The sequence below is a fragment of the Actinoplanes campanulatus genome (genome assembly GCF_014647795.1).
In the GTDB taxonomy this organism is placed as follows: domain Bacteria; phylum Actinomycetota; class Actinomycetes; order Mycobacteriales; family Micromonosporaceae; genus Actinoplanes; species Actinoplanes campanulatus.
In genome coordinates this window covers 181,688-201,300 of the sequence record NZ_BMPW01000001.1, presented here as the reverse complement: position 1 = coordinate 201,300, position 19,613 = coordinate 181,688, and the positions used below count along the sequence as shown (strand labels likewise).

The window sequence follows — 19,613 nt, the reverse complement described above, 5'->3', positions numbered from 1 at the left end:
TCGAAATGCGCGCTCTCAGTGTCGTGCTGGTCTCAGCACTCGCACTCGGTGCCTGCTCATCCGGTGGATCTTCCGAAACCGCCGCCGACTCGAAGAGCTGTGCCCCTTCGGAAGGCAACGTCACGCTGACCTACACCACCTGGATCCCCGGGATCGAGAACGTGGTGAAGGTCTGGAACGACAAGAACCCGAACATCCAGGTCAAGGTGCAGACCGGCCCGAACGGCAACGGCGGCACCTACGCCAACTTCTTCAACCAGCTCAAGGCCGGCAACGCCCCCGACCTGGGCCACATCGAGTACGACGCGCTGCCCAGCTTCCGCGTCCAGGACGGCCTGACCAACCTGGCCGACTGCGCCGAGGTGACCGCCGCCAAGGACCAGTTCGTCGACTGGACCTGGGGCCAGGTCACGTTCGGTGAGGAGAACTCGGTCTACGGCATCCCGCAGGACGCCGGGCCCATGGCGCTCTTCTACCGCAAGGACCTGTTCGAGAAGAACAACATCCCGGTGCCGACCACCTGGGACGAGTACGCCGCGGCCGCCGAGAAGGTGAAGGCCGCCGGTGGCTACATCACCAACTTCTCGCAGAGCGACATCAACCAGTTCGCCGGCTTCGCCTGGCAGGCCGGTGGCCGCTGGTTCGCCAACGACGGCAGCAAGTGGACCGTCAACCTCCAGGACGAGGCCACCACCAAGGTCGCCGGCTACTGGCAGGGCCTGATCGACAAGAAGCTCGTGTCGAGCGTGCCGCCGTGGACCACCGAGTGGGACAACGCCTACAACACCGGCCAGGCCTGGACCTGGACCTCCGCGGTGTGGGGCGCCAACTCGATCATGTCCGGCGCCCCCGCCACCAAGGGTAGGTGGGCGGTCGCCCCGATGCCGCAGTGGACCTCCGGCGCCACCGTCGCCGGCAACTGGGGCGGCTCGTCGACCGCCGTCTTCAAGGGCTCGAAACACCCGTACGAGGCCGCGAAGTTCGCTCTCTGGCTGAACACCTCCGAGGAGGCGCTGACTCTGCTCAACAAGGAGGCGCAGCTCTACCCGGCGACCAAGGCCGGCGCCAAGCTCCCGGCGCTGTCCGAGGGAGTCGAGTTCTACGGCGGCCAGAAGATCTACGATGTCTTCGCGACGGCCTCCGGCCAGGTCGCGCCCGACTTCGTCTGGGGACCGACGATGACCAGCACCTACGCCACCGCGTCGGACGGCTTCAAGGCCGCCGTCTCCGGCAACGGCACCCTGCTCGACGCGCTCAAGACCACCCAGGCGAAGACCGTCGAGAACATGAAGTCCCAGTCCATCCCGGTCGCCGAGTGACCGTGTTCCACCTGCGTGCCGCGGGTGTCAGCCTCGTGCTCGACACCCGCGGCACCGCCGCGCGCATCCTCCACTGGGGTCCCGACCTGGGCGACCACCTCCCCGCCGAGGACCACTTCGTGCCCGCGGTGCCACCGAGCTCGATCGACGTACCCCTGCGTCTTTCTCTCCTGCCCTCCCTCGAAGAGGGATGGACCGGCCGGCCCGCACTCTCCGCGGGTCCGCTGCGGCTCATCGATGCGCACGCTTCCGAAAACACCGCTTTTGTACGGCACTCGAGCCCCGATTCCACGCAAGAGGTAACCACGGAGCTGGGGATGTCCGCGGAGGGTGTCCTGCGACTGCGGCACCGGGCGACCAACCGTGGCGACGCCGAGCTGACGGTCCCCGGCCTCGACATGCTGCTCCCGATCCCGGACAGCGCCGCCGAGCTCCTCGACTTCACCGGCCTCTGGTCGCACGAGCGGCTGCCGCAGCGTGCCCCGCTGCGGCACGGCGTGTGGAGCCGGGAGAGCCGGCACGGCCGTCCCGGCCACGACGACGCGTTCCTGATGATCGCCGGGGAGCCCGGCTTCGGCTTCCGGGCCGGCCGGGTGTGGGCCGTCCACCTCGCCTGGAGCGGCGACAAGCGGATCTGGGCCGAGCGGAGTGCTCTCGGCTACGGCGTCCTGGGAGCGGGTGAACTGCTCAGCCCCGGAGAGATCCGGCTCGCCCCCGGCGAGTCCTATGCGACGCCCTGGCTCGTCGCGGTCTTCTCGGACGCCGGTCTCGACGGCCTCTCCGATCGCCTGCACCCGTGGATCCGCGCCCACTCCCCGGCGCGGCTGCCCCGCCCGGTGGTCCTCAACACCTGGGAGGCCGTCTACTTCGACCACGACCTCGGCGTGCTGAGCGACCTCGTCGACGCCGCCGCCTCCGTCGGTGCCGAACGGTTCGTGCTGGACGACGGCTGGTTCGCCGGCCGCCGCGACGACCGGCGCGCCCTCGGCGACTGGTTCGTCGACGCTGAGGTCTGGCCGGACGGCCTGCACCCGCTGATCGCCCGGGTGGAGAAGGCCGGCATGGACTTCGGCCTCTGGGTCGAACCGGAGATGATCAGCCCCGACTCGGCCCTCGCCGCCGCCCACCCCGACTGGATCCTGGACGGCGGCACCGGCCCCACCTGGCGCCGGCAGCGTGCCCTCGACCTCACCAAGGCCCACGACTACCTGCTGGACCGGCTGTCCGCCCTGCTCACCGAGTACCCGATCGCGTTCCTCAAGTGGGACCACAACCGCGACCTGTTGACCCCGCACTCCGGCCGGCAGACCCGCGCCCTCTACCGGCTGCTCACGTCGCTGCGCGCCCGGTTCCCGCACGTGGAGATCGAGAGCTGCGCCTCCGGCGGGGCCCGCATCGACCTCGGCATCCTCGAACTCGTCGACCGATTCTGGACATCCGACACCAACGACCCGCTGGACCGGCAGTCGATCCAGCGCTGGACCGGCGTGCTGATCCCGCCGGAGTACCTGGGCGGGCACCTGGGCGCGGCCACCGCACACGTCACCGGGCGCACCTCGGCTCTCGGCCTGCGCCTGGCCACCGCCCTGTTCGGCAGCGCCGGCATCGAGTGGAACCTGACCGCCGCCTCCGAATCCGAACGCCTCGACATCGCCGCGTGGATCACCGAGCACAAGCGCCTGCGCCCCCTGCTGCACACCGGCCGCGTGGTCCGCGCCGACTCGCCCGACCCGGCGCACCTGCTGCACGGGGTCGTCGCCCAGGACCGCACACACGCGGTCTTCGCCCTGGTCACGCTGGGCGCACCGCGGGCCGCCCTGCCGCCGCCGATCCGGCTGCCCGGCCTCGACCCGGACCGCCTCTACACGGTCCGCCCGATCGGCGTCCCACCCCGGACGCTCCAGGACGCCCCGCCCCCGTGGCTGGCCGCCGGCTCGGCCACCCTCACCGGCCGGGTGCTGGCCGAGGTGGGTCTCCCCGCCCCGCTGCTCACCCCGGAGCAGGCCCTGCTCATCGAGGTCTCTCCGCACTGACAGCGCATGTGCCGCCCGGCGCCGGTCGACCTCAGCAGAAGCCGTAACCGGCCGAACAGGGCTGAAGGTGGGTCGTTACGACCTGGAGGTTCGGTTGCGATGAGTTACCGGCGCTCTCTTACGCGAACCGCATTGTTCGCTCTCGCCTACAGCGCCGCGGTGCTTCTCGGGCGGCAGACCGCGGTCGGTCCGGACGGTGTCGGCTTGGCGTGGCCCGCCGCCGGAGTATCGGCGGTGTGGTTCTGCGCCCAGCGCCGCGCCCGCGCGCGTTGGGCGGATGTCGTGGCGCTCCCGGCGGCGCTGGTCGCCACGACGGCGGTGACCACGACCCCGGCGCCGAACGTCGCTCTGGGTTTCGGCATCGCGGGCGTCACCCAGGCGATGGTGTTCAGCCGGTTGCTGTCCTGGTGGAGACCGAACCTGTGGGGCGCCGGTGGCACCGAGCCGTTACACCGCTCGCGCGACCTGTGGGGCTTTCTGGGCGCGGCGGTCGGCGCGAGCTTCTGCGGCGCCGGCCTCGGGGTCGCCAACGAGCGGATCTTCTATGGCAGCCTCGACTGGACACATTTCACGCTGTACCTGACCCGGCACACGGCCAGCATCCTGATCTTCGGTTCGGCCGGGGTGCTCGCCGGGTCGGCCCTCGCCGGGTTCCGCGACCGCCACGGCTCGGTGGGCGGATGGTGGCGGCACCACATGCGGACGCTGGCCGGGACCCCGCCATGGCGGATCGCCGAGTACCTGGTGATCGTCGCCGGCACCACCTGCGCCTACATGATCGGTTTCGGTAACGCCGCCCATCTGCCGCTGGCGTTTCCGCTGCTCAGCTGGACCGTGCTGGTGGCCATCCGGCTCAGTACCCCGTTCCTGCTGCTGCACAACACGGTCATCGCCGGCATCGCCGTGCATTACACGATCGCCGGGACGGGCCCGTTCGCGCGCGTCGCCGACCCGCTGACCCAGGGCATCCTCGTCCAGCTCTTCCTCGTCCTGGTCACGGTGGTCGGGCTGGCTCTGGCGCTGGCACGCGACGAGCGAAACGTCCTGCTGGCCGAGCTGGCCGCCGAGAAGGCGGAGCTGGCCCGGGAGAAGACCGAGCTGGCCGCGCAACAGATGCTCGCCGCCGCGCACGCCGACCTGCTGGCCGCGATCATCGACTCGATGGCCGACGGCCTCGCCGTGATCGAACCCGACGGCCGGGTATCACTGCGCAACCCCGCCTTCGGCCAACTGCTCGGCGGATCCGGCCACCCGGAGGCCGACTCCCGCTTCGGCCTGTTCCGCCTCGACGGCACCCGGTACGGCGACGACGATCTCGGCTATCTGCGCGCCCTCGCCCGACATGACGTACCGGAACGGGACGCCCTGATCCGCAGACCCGGCACACCCGACGGCCGCATCGTGCGGACCACAGCCACACCGCTGCTCCGTCGCGACGGCACCCGCAGCACGGTCGTGCTCCTGCACGACGTGACCGCCGAACGACGGCACCGCGACGAACTGACCAACTTCGCCGGCGTCATCGCTCACGACCTGCTCAACCCCCTGGCCAGCGTCGACGGCTGGACCACCGCCGCGGCCGACGCGCTGTCGGACCTGCCCGCCCATCCCAGCCTGGACCAGGCGCTCGCCGACCTGACCCGGTCGGGCCGGGCCGCGGCACGGATGCGGGGACTCATCGACGGCCTGCTCGCGTACGCCACGGCTCGTGAGGCGGCCCTCGCTCCGGCGCCCGTGGACCTGGCCGGGGTCGTCGCCGACATCGCCGAAGCGCGCACCGACGCGGCCGGCGCCGTCGGTGCGCTCGAGCCGCGGTTCACCATCGGCGAGCTGCCGCCGGTGCAGGTCGATCCGGTACTGCTACGTCAGCTACTGGACAACCTGATCGGAAACGCGATCAAGTACACCGCCGCCGGAACCAGGCCGGCGCTGACCATCACCGCCCACCGGGACGGGAACATGGTCGAGATCCGCATCGCGGACAACGGCATCGGCATCCCGAAGGGGCAGCACGACGCCATCTTCGGCAATTTCCACCGCGCCCACGGCGACAGCGGGTACCACGGCACCGGCCTGGGCCTGGCGATCTGCAAGCGCATCGTCGAACGCCACCACGGCACGATCACCGCGACCGACAACCCGGACGGCGGATCCTGCTTCATCCTCTCCCTGCCCGCGGCGCTGGACACCGCGGCGCCCACGGTGCTCCGCCCCCGCATGACCCTGCCTCAGTAGGCGGTGTGCCCGCGGCGGCGGACGACGCGGTAGAGGCTCTCCGGCTCGCCGGCGACGGCGGCCGGGACCGCGGGCGGTGTCCGTTTGACCCGGGGGCCGGTCACGGCGTGGACGAGGGCGGGCCGGAACCGGGCGAGCGCGACCACCGCGGCCGCGGTGATCAGCCCCTCGCCGATGCCGATCAGCACCTGGGTGCCGACCATCTGACCGGTCAGCCCGTTCAGCGGCGGGTCGCCACCGAGCGCGTACTGGAGGCCGGCGCCCGCCGCGGCCGCCCCGGCGCTGACCATGGCGGTGGTCAGCGCGATGGTGGCCAGCCCGTCCGGGTTCCGCGGCAGTCCCCGCAGCAGGGCGGCGACCAGCAGATACGCGGCGGCCGTGCCGAGGATCGCGAGATTGAGGACGTTCAGGCCGAGGGTGCTCAGGTCGTCACCGAACAGCAGGCCGTCCAGGATCAGCACGCCTGTCACGGTGAGCGCGCCGATCCACGGTCCGACCAGCATGGCGGCCAGCGCCCCGCCGATCAGGTGCCCGTGGACCCCGGGCAGCAGATGGTTGATCAGTTGCGCGGTCAGCAGGAGCACCGCCAGCAGGCCGGCCGTCAGCGCCGACGGCCGGTCCAGGTGGGTGCGGGCCCGGGCGGCGCAGAATCCGAGGGCGGCCACGGCGGCCACCGAGAAGACGATCGTGACCGGTGTGCCGACGGTCCCGCCGGCCACGTGCATCGCTGTCGCTTCCATGGGCGTACTCCCCAGCCTTGTGCCGTCGAAGCTGGTTCGTGGCCGGGGAAGGCATGGATGTCTATGCGCCGCCGAAACGTTCGGTGCGGATGCGTTTCGGGTCGTGTCCGAGAGCGACCAGCATGTCGGCGGCCGTCTCCACGAACGTGGTGGGGCCGCAGACGAAGCAGTCCGGCTCGAAGCCGGGCGGCCACCCGTACGTGTCGACCGTCGCCAGGTCGATCCGCCTCGGTGGATGCGGCCAGTCGTCCGGCGCCTTGCGGGTCCAGACGAACCGCACGTCCAGCCCGGCGTCCTCGCGGCCCCGGCGGCGCAGCTCCTCGGCGTAGAGCGCGTCCTCCGGCGTACGCACCGAGTAGATCAGCCGGAACGGCTGCCGGCCGCCGGCCAGCGAACGTGCCCGGATCATCGCCATCAGCGGCACCACGCCCGAGCCGCCGGCCAGCAGCAGCACCGGCGCCGTGGCGGTGTCCCGCCAGACGAACCAGCCGCCGACCGGGCCGCGCACCTCGATCCGGTCACCCGGCTCGACCACATCGGTCAGGTACGGCGAGACCTCGCCGTCCTCCAGCCGCTGCACCGAGATCTCGACCGGGCCGTCACCCGGCCACGCCGAGGCGATCGAATAGCTGCGCTGGGCCTGGTAGCCGTCCTCGGCGGTGAGCCGGATGTCGAGGTGCTGCCCGGCCAGGTGCCCGGGCCACTCCGGAACGTCGAGCACCAGGGTGCGTGCCGACGGTGTCTCCCAGCGGGCCGCCACGACGGTGGCCGCCCGCCAGGTCAGTCGCCGTGATACCGCTGCTCGCGCCATGGGTCTCCGTACATGTGGTAGCCGGCGTCCTCCCAGAAACCGGGCTCGTCCTCGTGCATCATCCGGAAGCCGTCCACCCACTTCGCCGACTTCCAGAAGTACAGGTGCGGGATCAGCAGCCGGGCCGGGCCGCCGTGCTCCGGGTGCAGTGGCTCGCCGTCGTACTCGTAGGCGATCCAGGCTCTCCCGTCGAGCAGGTCCTCCAGCGGCACGTTCGTGGTGTAGCCGCCGTAGCTGTGCGCCATCACGTAGTCGGCGGCGGACTCGACCTCCTCGAACAGGGTGTCGATCGCGACGCCCTTCCAGGTGGTGCCGAGCTTCGACCACTTGGTGACGCAGTGGATGTCGACCGTGATCTCCTCGGCCGGCAGCGCGGTGAACTGCTTCCAGTCCCACGTGTGCTTCTCGCCGGTCTCGGTGACGATCGTGAAGTGCCAGCGGTCCAGCGGGATCCGCGGGGTCGGCCCCGCCGAGAGCACCGGGAAGTCGTGCGCGAGGTACTGACCGGGCGGCAGATCGGGCGGCGACTCGCGTCTCCGCCCGCCGAAGCCCCGGGAGATGATGCTCATGAGGTATGAGTAAACCTCACGGCCGGATCCGAGCGGGCGGGGTAGGGTCGGGATCATGCCGTTGACGGGTGAGTACGCCCCCAGCACATCTGACTGGGCGCGCAATCAGGCAGAGAAGTACGAGGCCACCGGCGGTGCCGAGGCCAACGACATCCTGGGCAAGCCGATCATCGTATTGACCAGCGTCGGTGCGAAGACCGGGCTGCTGCGCAAGACCGCGTTGATGCGGATCGAACACGAGGGGGAGTACGCGGTCGTCGGCTCGCTCGGCGGCGCCCCCAAGAACCCGGTCTGGGTCTACAACATCCGGAAGAATCCGCTCGTCGAGCTCCAGGACGGGTCGCTCAAGCAGGACTACACGGTCCGTGAGCTGTCCGGTGAGGAGCGCGACACCTGGTGGAAGCGCTCGGTGGAGGCCTTCCCGAACTACGCCGACTACCAGACGAAGACCGACCGCCAGATCCCGGTCTTCCTCCTGACCCCGGCCTAGCGCGACTTCTTGTCCGCGGCCCCGGGGCCGTGCGACTCCACGAGGACCGGCGCGCCCAGGTGCGAGGCGATCGCCTCGCACCAGTCGTCCGGCCGGTACAAGCCGGCCGGGCGGGCGCGCCGTAGCCGCTCGCCGAGGCGCTCCTGGTACACCAGGTCGCGGGGCGGGCCCGGCTCGATCCGGTCCCAGGATTCGCCGTCCACCTCGTAGCCGGTGCAGATCCGCAGACCGGGGGAGCGGTCCGGGACGTCCAGGTGGGTGATCGCCAGGGCGTCGACGCCGCCGGCCACCTCGACCGCGTACCGGTGGGCCACCGCGTCGAAGTGGCCGACCCGGAAATCGCCCTGCCACGGGTCGCGGCCGTTGTGCGCCTCCGGCAGGTCCAGCGGCGCCTCGGTCACGAACGGGCCGGCTCCGTGCCGGGTGGTGTATGTCCTGATCACGCCGAGTCGCAACAGATCCGGGCAGAGCGACAGGGCGTTCGCGAACGTGGTCGTCGACCACGTCGTGTGCGGATGCCACCCGCGCCACTCGTCGAGCAGCACGCCCTGGGCGCCCTCGAAGACGCACGGCCCCTCAGCCAGCAGACGGGACGTCCAGGACGGCCCGACGATCCGGACCGCCTCACCGAACGCGACGAACGCCTCGACCACGTCGTCCAGCGGCGGCCCGGGCACGTCGAGCGCCTCCCGGACGGCCGCCAGGCGGCGCCGGAGCCGTGCGGGGGACAGCACGTCGGCGACTTTCGGGGCATCGGGGTGCTCGGACGCGTACGCCATCGTCTCTCCGACGCCCATGCCGCACGAGCCGTGCCGAAGCGAACGCTCCCGCCGCTGGTTCGCGGCGCGATGCCACGGAGTGGCGAGCAGTGCCTCCCCATCCACCGTGAGCAGGTGGAACGGGTTGCCGAGCGCGGCCGCCTCACCGGCCAGCGAGAGCGGGTCCACCACCATGAACCGGGTCAGGTGGGTGGGCACGCCGCGCAGCGTGCCCGACCCGAACTGGCTGAACGTGTGATGCCGCCCGTCCTCGGTGATCACGTTGTGCGCGGCCTGCGCTCCCCCGTTGAAGCGCAGGACGGCCCGTTTCTCCTCGGTGGCGCAGAGGAAGTCGACGACCGTGCCCTTGCCGGCGTCGCCGTACCCGAGGTCGACGACCGCGACGTGCCGGCTCACAGCCGCTGGTTCCCGCCCGCGCCCCCACCCGCGATCTCGAACGACGACCGCACCACCGGCGTCCGCTGCAACGGCGAAAGCGCCCGGCCGACCGTGCCGCCCGCCGCCGAGCCCACGTCGGTCAGGTCGGCGATGCCCTCGTCCAGGTCGATGGCGTCCTCGCCGAGCCCCACGGTCAGCGCGATCGTCTCGCAGACCGCGTCCAGGTCGTCGAGTTCCAGGACGTTCTGCCCGAGCAGCTTGCGCCAGCGCGACAGCACCTCCCGGTCGCCGCTGTGGTGGGCCGCCGTCGGCAGGATGTAGTAGACGTCGAACTTGCGCTTCAGCTCGGCCAGGATGTCCTCGGTCGGGATCGGCTCGCGTAGTTCGTCGCCGATCACCGCCCGCACCTCGCGCGGCTTCACCCGGGGGTAGGGCATCTCGTCCCCGATGATGAACAGATAGCCCTTGCGCCCCCGGTTGACCAGTGAGTCCAGGATCGTGTGCCGGGCCATGAAGTACAGCGCCAGCTCGTAGGACTCGTGCTTCTGGCCCCCGCCGCCGCCCTCCAGGACGATCTTCGCGAGGTCGTCGTCCATCCGGTTGTCCGACTCGAACTGTCCGATCTGGAGCGGCGCCCGGTCGCAGGTGGCGTCGCCGATCGCCCCGAACATGATCTGCGGGTCGACCGCGTAGCCCTTCCTGGTGAGCAGCCCCAGAAGCTGCGGCAGCTTGGTCTGGAGAACCCGCGGCACGTTGCCCATCGACCCGGTCACGTCGAACAGGACCGCGATCGGCGTGCTGAACGGGTGTTCGTCACTGTCCCGGGACTCCCGCATGAAGACCCCGTCCGGATCCAGGTCGGGGTGCGCGGTCCGGGCGCCGGAGTCGCTGTACGCGAACGCGCTCCTCCCGGTCGCCGCCCGGAAGTCGGCGGCCGCCGTGTAGACGTCGGTGGACCAGTGTCCGCTTCCCATGTCGCTCTCTCCTCAGTTCCGGTACCGCTGGGGGATGATGTCGTCGAGTTCGCCCAGCAGCGCCCAGGCGTCCTGCGGCCGCATCCGCGGCGCGTCATAGGTGCATCCGGCGGCGAACCGCCGCAGCGGCTCGGGCATCCGCGACCCCATCAGCCGCGTGATCAGCCCGGTCGCCATGTAGATGTCGGTGGCGGGACCAGCGAGCCTGTCGTTCAGCACCTCCGGCGGGTAGGCCGACTGCCGTGCTTTCACTATCGCCCTAGGTCGATGTCCCGCATAGCACCAGTCGATGATCACTAGACCGCGCATCTCCCGATGGATCAGCACGTGCTCCTCCAGGAGCGCCCCGTGCGTGACTCCGGCCCGGTGCGCCCAGCCCAAACCGGTCAGCAGCCGGCGCCAGATCCAGAGCACTTCCTGCGGCGCCGCTTCCTTCACGTGAGCCAGGCTGACCATGCCGTCCTGCCGCTCCACGACGTTCACCCGGCGCCGGCAGCGCCGCTCGTCCTCGTAGACGAAGCTCTCGATCAGCCGGGCCGCGTAGGGCCGGAACCGCGGATCGCCGTTCCGCCACAGTCTCTGGAGCGTGGCGGCCTCGACCTCCATCAGGTCGCTGTCGCCCGGATGCCGGGGGATCTTGACGACGGCCTGGCCGTCGGCGTACAGCTCGGCGAGGTCACCGTGGGCGAACACCTCGCCCATCCGGTAGGCCCGCCGGCGTCCGTGCAGCACCGGCACTTCCGGCTTCTGCCGGTAGAGAGCGGAGAGCTTGGCGAAGGCGTCCGTCGCGGTCGCCCGCCGACCCGCGCCCACCGCGTCCGGATGGACCAGCTTCGCCCATTTCTTGTACGCGCGGCCGCCGCTCCGCTCGACATCCAGTTCCCGGAAGCTCTCCGCGGCGGCGATCTGCCCGACCGCCTCCTCGAAGGAGAGCGTCTCGATCCGTGCTGTCGTGATCATCGCACCCGGTCCTCCCTGGTCGGCCGGAGCAGCGCCGGGTGCAGCAGCCGGGCGTCACCGGCCCGGTACAGCTTCGCCCGCGGCCCGCCCCGCTCCCCGCCCTTCGCCGTCGTCTCGCCGGTGCTCTCCACGAAGCCCGGAACCGACAGCACCTTCCGGTGGAAGTTGCCGGCGTGCAGCTCCTCGCCCCACACCGCCGCATAGACCTGCCGCAGCTCGCCGATCGTGAACTCGGGCCCGGTGAACGCCGTGGCGAGCGGCGTGTACTCGAGCTTCGCCCGCGCACGCTCCAGCCCGTCGGCGAGGATCTCGTCGTGGTCGAAGGCCAGATCCTTCGCCTCCTCCACCGGCACCCAGTAGGCGCGCGCCGCGTCACTGCCGGCCGTCGGCTCGGGCAGGCTCGGCGCGAACGCCAGATAGGCCACGGAGACCACGCGCATCCGGGGATCACGGCCCGGGTTTCCGTACGTCTGAAGTTGCTCCAGGTGCACCCGCTCGAGCTCGGTCTTCTCCTGACCCGGCGTCAGCCCGGTCTCCTCGGCCAGCTCCCGGAGGGCCGCCTCGCCGAGCGTCTCCTCGCGGACGAACCCGCCCGGCAGCGCCCGGTGGCCGGCGAAGGGCTGCTCGCCGCGCTCGACCAGCAGCACGCAGAGCCGCCCGTCCCGAATGGTCAGCGCCACCACGTCCACGGTCACCGCGACCGCGGGATAGTCCCGAGGGTCGTACCCCGCCAGGAAGATCGCCTCGTCCATCGCCCGCTCCGGTTCTTCTCGCTATGAGTCTTACTCGATATGAGTGCAACCTAGCGCGTGCTTGAGCGTCCGTCAACGCCGTCGCCTTGCCCGAGTCGGCCGGAACCTCACCTCAAGGGAGATCGTGGATCCGGCGCTCGGACAGGTCGGGAAGGTGCCGGGCAGCGGCGACGAAGTCGTTGTCGTCGTGCAGGACAGTCAGTCCGCCGACGGCGGCGCAGGCGCAGATCAGGAGATCCACGCAGGACAGCGCCCGATGCGCACCGGCTCGCATCAGGCGGTACTGTGCCGAGTCCACCCATTGCCATGCGCTCTTGGGCACCGCGACGTCCGGATACAGGTCGGCGAACATCGAGGTCATCTCCTCGTATTCATCCCGCCCGCGAGCCGAGCGACGGAACTCGGTGCGTTGCGGGCGGCACGATCCGATGGCGTGGTCCGAGATGACGCCGGCCCAGCCTTCTCGCAACGCGTCGTCCCGCAGGATGTGCCAGACCGCTGATGAATCGATCAGGTATCTGATCACTCGGTCGGCGCCTTGTCCGCACGATGCAGGTCCTGCCAGCCTTCGTAGTCCCATCCCCGGGCGACTGTCGCGTGGTGATCGAGTGCTGCGATCCGTCGATGGCGGGCCGCGTACTCACGCAGCGCCAGGTTGACCGTTTCCTTCTTGCTCTTGGCTCCGGACAACCGCATCGCCTCCGCGAGTGCCTCGTCGTCCAGATCGATTTGTGTGATGGCCATCCGATCTCCTGTTGGTAGTGTTTGAACACCTCAAACACTACCAACATCGCTGGTGGGTACGGGCCTCCTCGGCCGACTCTCGCAGAGCCGCCCGTCCCGGATGGTCTGAGCTGAGTGTGACCCAGGCCGGGTGTCGGCCGGTGTCAACAGAAAACCGCCGCCTCACCCGGGGTGAGACGGCGGCGCTCTGTGCGGAATCGGTCAGGAATGCTCGTAGGTGAGGCAGTCCGCCACGTCCGCGGAGGCCCCCACGGTAATGGCCGGCGCCTGACACTCGAGATCCTTGTTGTACTTGCAGTCGGCGCGCTTGCAGGCGCCCACCTGGGCGATGGCCACGCCCATGCCGCCGGACAGCCCGGAACCCACGAAGGTGTCGCACTCGGCGTTCGTGTCACCGATGGTGATGGCGAACGCGGTGCATCCGTCGTGGTTGTAGCCACAGTCCGTGACGGTGCAGGTCTGCACGCGCGGCATGTTCATCATCTGAGTCACGACGGTTCTCCTTCGGCGGGCAGGTAACGAGCCTTGATTCGAACTTACCTATTGTTCTGCCGTTCTGCACGTTTCCGAGGTTGCATTCTCAGAAATGGAGAATGCTTAGGAAAGGCTTTACTCCTCCCGATTTAGGTAAGCCATACCTCACCAATTGATCGCGCTTATCGGTCATCGTCGGCGCGGGGTGGGGTTCGTTTTGTCCGGCAGGGGCCCGTGGGGGTGTTCGGTGTGTTGCCGCCGCGGTGTCCGGCGGTCGCGGTGCTGGGCGGGGGCGGGGCATGTTAGCTCTGCGGTGTGGGTGTGTCCGAAAAATGAGGTTGTTTATAGCTTTCGGGATCTCTATCACCCTTAATCGTTACGCTTCGGGCGAGACGGCCCGCCGTCGCCTAAGCGCGCGGGCTCCCAATCCCTATCGCGGTTTCGCAGACCGTAGGAGGACCTCGCATGCGCAAGTCCACAGCTCGACGACCCGGCCACCGGCCACTCAAGGCCGGAGGTGCGGCGGCGGCAGCAGCCGTGCTGGTGCTGGCCGGCACCGCGACACCGGCCAGCGCCGCCATCACGCTCAGCACAAGCCAGGTGGCGATCGCCGGCGGCACCGTTCTTTATCTCACCGGTGGCACCGCATTGGCCGACACGATGGCTGTTCGGTTCGTGCCACAGACGGAAACGAACTGCCCGGCCGCCTATGACACGGCCGTGACCGGCGCCGTGAACGGTGGTCTGATCGATGCGACCAGCGTCACGACCGCCCATCTCACCACGCCGGCCCTGCCCGCGGGCACCTACAAGACGTGCATCTACGCCAGCGCGACAACGGGCGCACTGGTCGCCACCGAGACCACCGCGAACCTCGTCACCGCTGTGAACATCGCCGCGCTGAGCCCGACCACCGGGCAGGCCACTGAAAAGATCACCCTGACCGGGAGTAGTGCGATCTTCACCGGGACCTCATACACGACTCAGTTCGTCGCCGGCACGGAATGTCCAGCCCTCTACACCGCTCCGCTCGCTGGGACGCGGATCAACGCCACCTCTACGGTGAAGGTTGCCGCCACCACCTCCGTTCCCGTCAACACCGCAGTCACGGTGACCGTGCCCGGGACCGCGACAGTCGCGACTTTGACGGCCGGAACGCCTTACCATGTCTGCTCCTATGGCGGCACCACGGCCGGCACCACTCCGTTGGCGGCCCGCAGCAATGTGACCTTCGCCAGCTTCGACAAGACGCTGCCCGCCGTCACGGTGGTTCCGACCGGTGGCAGTTCGGGTGAAGCCACCAACTTGACGCTCACCGCGCCGACCACGACCTCCCCCTTCGCCGCTGGCGTCCCCAGCGTGCTGGCCACCCGGAACAGTTGCCCGCTCACACGTCCAGCGGATGCCGCTCTCGGGGCTGCCACCGGCCTGGAGCCCTTCGAGGCGACGGTATTGAAGATCACGAATTCCAAGGTCGCGGTCACCCTGCCGGACGACGACGTGATCGTCGGAGGCAAGGACGTCACTACACCGTGGAACCTTTGCGCCTACGCGAGTGACGACCCCGCCGCCGCGATGGCCACGGCACCGGCTGTCTTCACCGTGGCCGCGGTGCTGGATCTGTCGGGCGCTCAGTTCGCGGTCGAAGGCGGCGCGGCGACGGCGACCGGATCCGGTCCGGCGCAGGGCGGGCAGACCCTCACCGTCTCAGGGCTGAGTGGCATCCCGACGGCCGCCGGTGCGACCCTCACCGCTTCGCTCGGCGGTAGCCCGATCACGAACATCACGGTGGTCGACGCCACCTCGTTCACCGGCACCACCACCGCTCACGCGCCGGGCCCTGCGCACCTGAGCGTCACCACGTCTTCCGGCACCAAGACCACCACGGGTACGCCACCGTACACCTTCACCTATGGCATCAACCTAACCCCGAACACGGCGCCGACCGGTACCTCGCCGGTGCTGGACATTACGGGGGCCGGCTTCGGCGGGTTGACGTTTGGCGACGTGGCTACCGGTGTGGCGCTGGTCGACGATGAGTCCTACGTTCTGCTGACAGACAATGCGTGGAATGACGCAGTCTTGACCAGTGCCCGCCCGGCGATCGTGCAGACCGGAGCGAACCCGGTCAGCTACTGCAACGGCGTTCTGCCCATCAGCGACGCGGAGATCATCTGCACGCTCAACCTGGAGGACTCCATCACGGGTGCCACCGCAGATCACACGCCAACGATCGGCACGGGCACCGAGGTGCTTGACGGTACCTATACGGTCACGGTGGTCAACGATGGCCAGTCTGTAGACAGTGCGCTCGTCAACTTCTCGGCGGTGTCGAGCAGTTCGACGTTCACGGTGGCCTCGTTCTGATCTCATCGAGGTTCTCGCGTTCAGCAACAAGCAGCGGCCCGGAGTGTGAGCTCCGGGCCGCTGTGCTGTGACGCCATATCGACCGACCGGCTCACCCCATGTCGCGCCAGCTCTTCTCCAGGGCGTCGACCGCCTTGTCCCGGGACGGGCGGCCCTTCGGGTCGACCACGATCGCGAGCACGCTCTTGTCCGGACTGGTCCGCCAGCACATCAGCAGGTTGTCCTTCTTCGCCGGTCGGGGATTGGTGCTGAACTGGAAGGTCTGCGAGCAGGACGCACTCCGGTGTTTCCGGACGCCGCCGGCGACGTAGGCCAACTCCCCCCGCCCGGTCAGATCCCCGCGAGCGGTGACCATCCGCACGATGCCACCCGCCTTCAGGGACCCTTCGGTGGTCGTCTTGACGTCGTCGGCCGCCGTGGTGCTCTTCGGTGCGACCGGCCGTTGAACCTCGACGCCGTCCTTGGCCATCTTCCGCCGTGCTTCCTTGATCTCCTCGGCCGCCGTCGAGGGGGTCGGTGACGCCTTCTTGGAGGCGGCCGTCGGTGTCGCCGAGGGCTCCGGTGATCCGGATGTGCTCGCCGGGGCCACCGGGGCCGGGACGATGATCCTCTGGCCCTGAATCACATCGGCTTGCCGGTCGGCGAGCACCTGGCCGGTGATCACATATGCTCCGGTGCCGAGGACGGCCGCCAGGCCGGTCACCCCGATCACTGCCTTCCAACTCGGCCGGTGGATCGGGCTCTGCGCGGGTCGGTGCTTCCGGTCGCGGTTCCGGCGGCCATCGGATCGGCTCATGTCGTCATACCTCGCGGTTCTCGATTCCGTCAGGCCCCATGTGCACGTGAGCCAGTCGAATCTTCATGTTCCCTAACAAGTCGGACTTCTCGCACGAGAATCGCGGCCTTGGTGCCGGGCGCCCGCTCCCGGTCCGCAACCTCGTGATCACCGCGCGGACCTCGCCTGAGAAGACCCCGCAACGCATCCGCAACGGTCCGGTACCGGTGTCCACAACCCTCTCTTCCGAATCTGTTCGCAGTTGCTTCGAGGAGTAGGAAATATCTTGAAGAAGGCTCACGTCCGCCAGATCGTCGCCGGTGCCGTCACCGCGGGTGCGCTCGCCGCAGTCGGTGTGTTCGCCCTGCCGAGCGGCAGCGCGGACTGGACCCCGGTCACCTACGGGCTGACCGCGGAACCGGAACACATAGTTCCGGACGTGGTGACCGAGGCCCAGCCCGCGCGGGTGGTGTCGACCACGATCGACGAGGACGGGCGGCCGGTCGTCACCGTCAAGGAGGCCACCGACAAGGCGTCCGCGGTGAAGCTGGTCAAGGACGCGCAGGAGACGGAGAACGCCGTCGGTGTCGAGATCGACGCCCCGGTGTACGCGCTCGGCGTCCCCACCGGCTCGGATCCCTACCGGGCACAGCAGTGGGACTTCGCCAAGATCCGTACGGCCGAGGCGTGGCAGCGGTCGACCGGCTCCGGCGTCACCGTGGCGGTCATCGACACCGGTGTGGACGCGGCCCACCCGGACCTGGGCGCCAACGTGCTGCGCGGCTACGACGCCATCGCGAACACGGCCGGGACCAGCACCGACGGCAACGGGCACGGCACCCACGTGGCCGGCACCATCGCCGCGGTGACCGGCAACGGCGTGGGTGTCTCGGGCATCGCGCCGGACGTGCGGATCCTGCCGGTCAAGGTGCTGGCCGCCAACGGCAGCGGCAACATGTCGGACACCGCCGAGGGCATCGTCTGGGCCGCCGACAACGGCGCCCAGGTGATCAACATGTCGCTGGGCGCCACGACGAAGGTGTCCGCGGTGAGCAACGCGATCACGTACGCCCGCAGCAAGGGCGTCACGGTGATCGCCGCCGCCGGCAACAGCCGTCAGCAGGGCAGCCCGGTCTCCTACCCGGCCGCCGACGAGGGTGTCGTCGCGGTGGCCGCGACCGACTCCGCCGACAAGGTGGCCGGCTACTCGAACGCCGGCGCCTACGTCGACGTGGCCGCCCCGGGCAGCAACATCACCAGCACCTACCCGACCGCGCTGGGCGCCCAGTACAAGGCGATGAACGGCACCTCGATGGCCGCCCCGCACGTCGCCGCGGTGGCCGCGCTGCTCAAGGGCTACCGGTCGAGCCTCACCCCGGACCAGATCGAGACCGCTCTGGAGAAGTCGGCGGCCGACCTGGGCACGGCCGGCTTCGACAACGACTTCGGCAACGGCCGGATCGACGCCGACGCGGCGCTCGCCACGATCACGTCGCCGACCACCGCACCCACCACGGCCCCGACCAAGGCTCCGACGACCGCACCCACCACGACCGCGCCGACCACCGCGCCGACCACCAGCGCCCCGACCACCGCTCCCACCACGGCGCCGACCAAGGCTCCGACGACCGCTCCGACCACGGCGCCGACCAAGGCTCCGACGAGCGCTCCGACCACCGCGCCGACCAAGGCTCCGACGACCGCGCCGTCACCGAGCCCGACCGTGGTGAAGGTCAAGCCGGTGATCACCGCCAACGTCACCGGCGGTGAGGTCGTCTACGGCACCGCCGTGACCACCACGTTCACCGTCAAGGCCAATGGCAAGGCGTGGCCGGGCAAGCCGGTCCAGATCTGCGTCACCGAGGGCGCCGCCGCGCAGCAGTGCGCCGACGCCACCACCAGCTCCGCCGGCACCGTCCGGGTGAACCGCACCGCCAAGGCGACCTACCAGCTCGTCCTCAAGGTGGTCGCCACCACCACGAGCGAAGCCGCGACCTCGGCGCCGGTCACCTACAGGGTGCGCCCGGCGGTCACCGTGGCCCGGACGGCGAAGGGAAAGCTGGCGGTCACCCTGACCGGCGCGGTCGGCCGGCCCGCCGAGATCCAGCAGAAGGTCCGTGGCGCCTGGACCACCGTCGGCAAGTACACGGCGAGCGCCTCCCCGGTCAAGGTCACCATCACCGGCCTGGTCGCCGGCCAGACCTACCGGGTGATGGTCCCGGCCGGCCCCACGCTGCTCGGCGTCACCAGCGCCCCGATCGTGGCCTGACCACACTCGCGGACCACGACGAACGGCCCGGCATCCTTCTGGGATGCCGGGCCGTCTCGTTGCCATTCCGGGTTCGATGCCGGTCGCCTCAGTCGAGGCGGTCCCACTCGCGCTGGATGACCACGACGCTGTCGGCCGTGGACGGTTCGCCCTCGGGTGTGGTCGTCATCGTGATCACGCTGCGTTCCGGCGACGTGCGCCAGCACATCAGCATTTCAGGTGCCGGCGACATGACCGTGTCGTTCGGGACGTCCGTGGTGCAGTGCACGCCACCGCCGACCTCGGTGCCGTCGTCGCCGGCGAGGATCAGCTCCCGGTCGCCGGTGAGGTCGCTTTGCGCGGTCACGATCCGTACCGTGCCCTCACCCAGCTTCTCGGTCCGGTCGGCGATTTCCGGTCCGCCGAAGCCGAAGCGTTTTCGCAGGTCAGAGATGACGGAGGAGGCTCGCGCGGCGTCCGGGGCAGGGCTCGCCTGACGGCTCGACGCGGGGGTGTGCGCGGGGCTGCGATGCGCGGGCGCCGCCTGCTTCGTTGCTTTTCCGGGGGTACGGGCATCCGACGGCGAAATCCCGGCCGCACCCACCGTGGGGGAGGCCGGCGTGGTCTGCGGCGCCAGTGCGGCCGGTTCCGGACGGGTGGGCTGCGACTCGTTCATGAGCTGGGTGGCCAGGAACCCGACTCCGCTCAGCACGGCCACCGCCCCGGCGACCCCGATCGCGACCTGTCCACGTCGCCGGGTGGCCCGCTCGGGAGCCGAAAGCGGGGGATCCTCGTCGTTGGTCATGTCACCTCCTCGGGCGCGGGAGATTCCGCACCTCATGGTTCCAGAGGCGGGTACATATCAGGCAGGAATCCACTTATCGGCAACTATCGCGCGCTCACCCCGTACCCCCGCATCTTGATCTTGGGGGTTGGACTGACAGTGACCGGGCCGAAGCGACCGG

At 69.8% G+C, this 19,613-nt stretch carries 18 protein-coding genes; 6 read left to right on the top strand and 12 right to left on the bottom strand.

Translation table 11 applies throughout. The annotated features are described in order from the left end of the window. The first annotated feature begins 5 nt into the window (after nucleotides 1-5). The 3 genes from IEZ13_RS00910 to IEZ13_RS00900 all read left to right on the top strand — a co-directional run bounded on the left by IEZ13_RS00910 (nucleotide 6) and on the right by IEZ13_RS00900 (nucleotide 5,587). Entirely contained in the window at nucleotides 6-1,319 is a 1,314-nt protein-coding gene (locus tag IEZ13_RS00910; RefSeq protein ID WP_229794382.1) for an ABC transporter substrate-binding protein, read from the top strand. Next, entirely contained in the window at nucleotides 1,316-3,352 is a 2,037-nt protein-coding gene (locus tag IEZ13_RS00905; RefSeq protein WP_183215668.1) for an alpha-galactosidase, read from the top strand. The genes IEZ13_RS00910 and IEZ13_RS00905 overlap by 4 nt, the downstream gene beginning before the upstream one ends. Nucleotides 3,353-3,484: 132 nt before the next feature. Next, the gene (locus IEZ13_RS00900; protein ID WP_229794381.1) at nucleotides 3,485-5,587 is read left to right on the top strand and encodes an ATP-binding protein; all 2,103 of its coding nucleotides are present in this window, start codon (nucleotides 3,485-3,487) and stop codon (nucleotides 5,585-5,587) included. Here the strand turns inward: IEZ13_RS00900 and IEZ13_RS00895 are convergent. From IEZ13_RS00895 to IEZ13_RS00885, 3 genes are all read right to left on the bottom strand, one after another. Beyond that, nucleotides 5,581-6,327, bottom strand: coding sequence for an energy-coupling factor ABC transporter permease (locus IEZ13_RS00895; RefSeq protein ID WP_183215664.1), 747 nt, complete (start codon nucleotides 6,325-6,327; stop codon nucleotides 5,581-5,583). The genes IEZ13_RS00900 and IEZ13_RS00895 overlap by 7 nt on opposite strands. A gap of 61 nt (nucleotides 6,328-6,388) precedes the next feature. Next, nucleotides 6,389-7,138 carry a ferredoxin reductase gene (locus IEZ13_RS00890; RefSeq protein ID WP_183215662.1) on the bottom strand — a complete coding sequence of 250 codons (750 nt, stop codon included), beginning with the start codon at nucleotides 7,136-7,138 and terminating at the stop codon, nucleotides 6,389-6,391. Then, nucleotides 7,108-7,707: a sulfite oxidase-like oxidoreductase gene (locus IEZ13_RS00885; RefSeq protein ID WP_183215660.1), complete on the bottom strand. Its 600-nt coding sequence runs from the start codon at nucleotides 7,705-7,707 to the stop codon at nucleotides 7,108-7,110. The genes IEZ13_RS00890 and IEZ13_RS00885 overlap by 31 nt, the downstream gene beginning before the upstream one ends. Before the next feature lie 55 nt (nucleotides 7,708-7,762). On the opposite strand from IEZ13_RS00885, the gene IEZ13_RS00880 reads away from it, so the two are divergent. Continuing rightward, complete coding sequence (locus tag IEZ13_RS00880) at nucleotides 7,763-8,197, top strand: nitroreductase family deazaflavin-dependent oxidoreductase (RefSeq protein ID WP_183215658.1); 435 nt, start codon at nucleotides 7,763-7,765, stop codon at nucleotides 8,195-8,197. On the opposite strand, the gene IEZ13_RS00875 is transcribed toward IEZ13_RS00880, so the two are convergent. The 7 genes from IEZ13_RS00875 to IEZ13_RS00845 form a co-directional block, all read right to left on the bottom strand. Next, nucleotides 8,194-9,372: an adenylosuccinate synthetase gene (locus IEZ13_RS00875; RefSeq protein ID WP_183215656.1), complete on the bottom strand. Its 1,179-nt coding sequence runs from the start codon at nucleotides 9,370-9,372 to the stop codon at nucleotides 8,194-8,196. The two genes, IEZ13_RS00880 and IEZ13_RS00875, sit on opposite strands and share 4 nt — an antisense overlap. Next, the gene (locus IEZ13_RS00870; RefSeq protein WP_183215653.1) at nucleotides 9,369-10,328 is read right to left on the bottom strand and encodes a hypothetical protein; all 960 of its coding nucleotides are present in this window, start codon (nucleotides 10,326-10,328) and stop codon (nucleotides 9,369-9,371) included. The genes IEZ13_RS00875 and IEZ13_RS00870 overlap by 4 nt, the downstream gene beginning before the upstream one ends. Before the next feature lie 12 nt (nucleotides 10,329-10,340). After that, the gene (locus tag IEZ13_RS00865) at nucleotides 10,341-11,288 is read right to left on the bottom strand and encodes a molecular chaperone DnaJ (protein ID WP_183215651.1); all 948 of its coding nucleotides are present in this window, start codon (nucleotides 11,286-11,288) and stop codon (nucleotides 10,341-10,343) included. Then, the gene (locus tag IEZ13_RS00860; protein ID WP_183215649.1) at nucleotides 11,285-12,040 is read right to left on the bottom strand and encodes an NUDIX hydrolase; all 756 of its coding nucleotides are present in this window, start codon (nucleotides 12,038-12,040) and stop codon (nucleotides 11,285-11,287) included. Before IEZ13_RS00860 ends, IEZ13_RS00865 begins: the two co-directional genes overlap by 4 nt. 112 nt (nucleotides 12,041-12,152) lie before the next feature. Beyond that, nucleotides 12,153-12,566, bottom strand: coding sequence for a PIN domain-containing protein (locus IEZ13_RS00855; RefSeq protein ID WP_183215647.1), 414 nt, complete (start codon nucleotides 12,564-12,566; stop codon nucleotides 12,153-12,155). After that, entirely contained in the window at nucleotides 12,563-12,784 is a 222-nt protein-coding gene (locus IEZ13_RS00850; RefSeq protein WP_183215640.1) for a type II toxin-antitoxin system VapB family antitoxin, read from the bottom strand. Before IEZ13_RS00850 ends, IEZ13_RS00855 begins: the two co-directional genes overlap by 4 nt. A 201-nt stretch (nucleotides 12,785-12,985) precedes the next feature. Beyond that, on the bottom strand, nucleotides 12,986-13,276 hold the full coding sequence (locus IEZ13_RS00845; protein WP_183215638.1) for a DUF1540 domain-containing protein: 291 nt from the start codon (nucleotides 13,274-13,276) through the stop codon (nucleotides 12,986-12,988). A gap of 447 nt (nucleotides 13,277-13,723) precedes the next feature. Between IEZ13_RS00845 and IEZ13_RS00840 the strand changes: the two genes are divergently transcribed. Then, entirely contained in the window at nucleotides 13,724-15,625 is a 1,902-nt protein-coding gene (locus IEZ13_RS00840) for a hypothetical protein (RefSeq protein WP_183215636.1), read from the top strand. A 91-nt stretch (nucleotides 15,626-15,716) separates the two neighbouring features. On the opposite strand, the gene IEZ13_RS00835 is transcribed toward IEZ13_RS00840, so the two are convergent. Continuing rightward, a complete protein-coding gene (locus IEZ13_RS00835) occupies nucleotides 15,717-16,421 on the bottom strand; it encodes a hypothetical protein (protein ID WP_183215634.1) in 705 nt (234 codons plus the stop codon). 265 nt (nucleotides 16,422-16,686) lie between these two features. Here IEZ13_RS00835 and IEZ13_RS00830 point away from each other — a divergent pair, with 265 nt between their 5' ends. Further along, nucleotides 16,687-18,669 carry a S8 family serine peptidase gene (locus tag IEZ13_RS00830; protein WP_183215632.1) on the top strand — a complete coding sequence of 661 codons (1,983 nt, stop codon included), beginning with the start codon at nucleotides 16,687-16,689 and terminating at the stop codon, nucleotides 18,667-18,669. An 88-nt stretch (nucleotides 18,670-18,757) separates the two neighbouring features. Here IEZ13_RS00830 and IEZ13_RS00825 read toward each other — a convergent pair whose 3' ends face one another. Beyond that, nucleotides 18,758-19,453 carry a hypothetical protein gene (locus tag IEZ13_RS00825; protein WP_183215630.1) on the bottom strand — a complete coding sequence of 232 codons (696 nt, stop codon included), beginning with the start codon at nucleotides 19,451-19,453 and terminating at the stop codon, nucleotides 18,758-18,760. Nucleotides 19,454-19,613 lie beyond the last annotated feature (160 nt).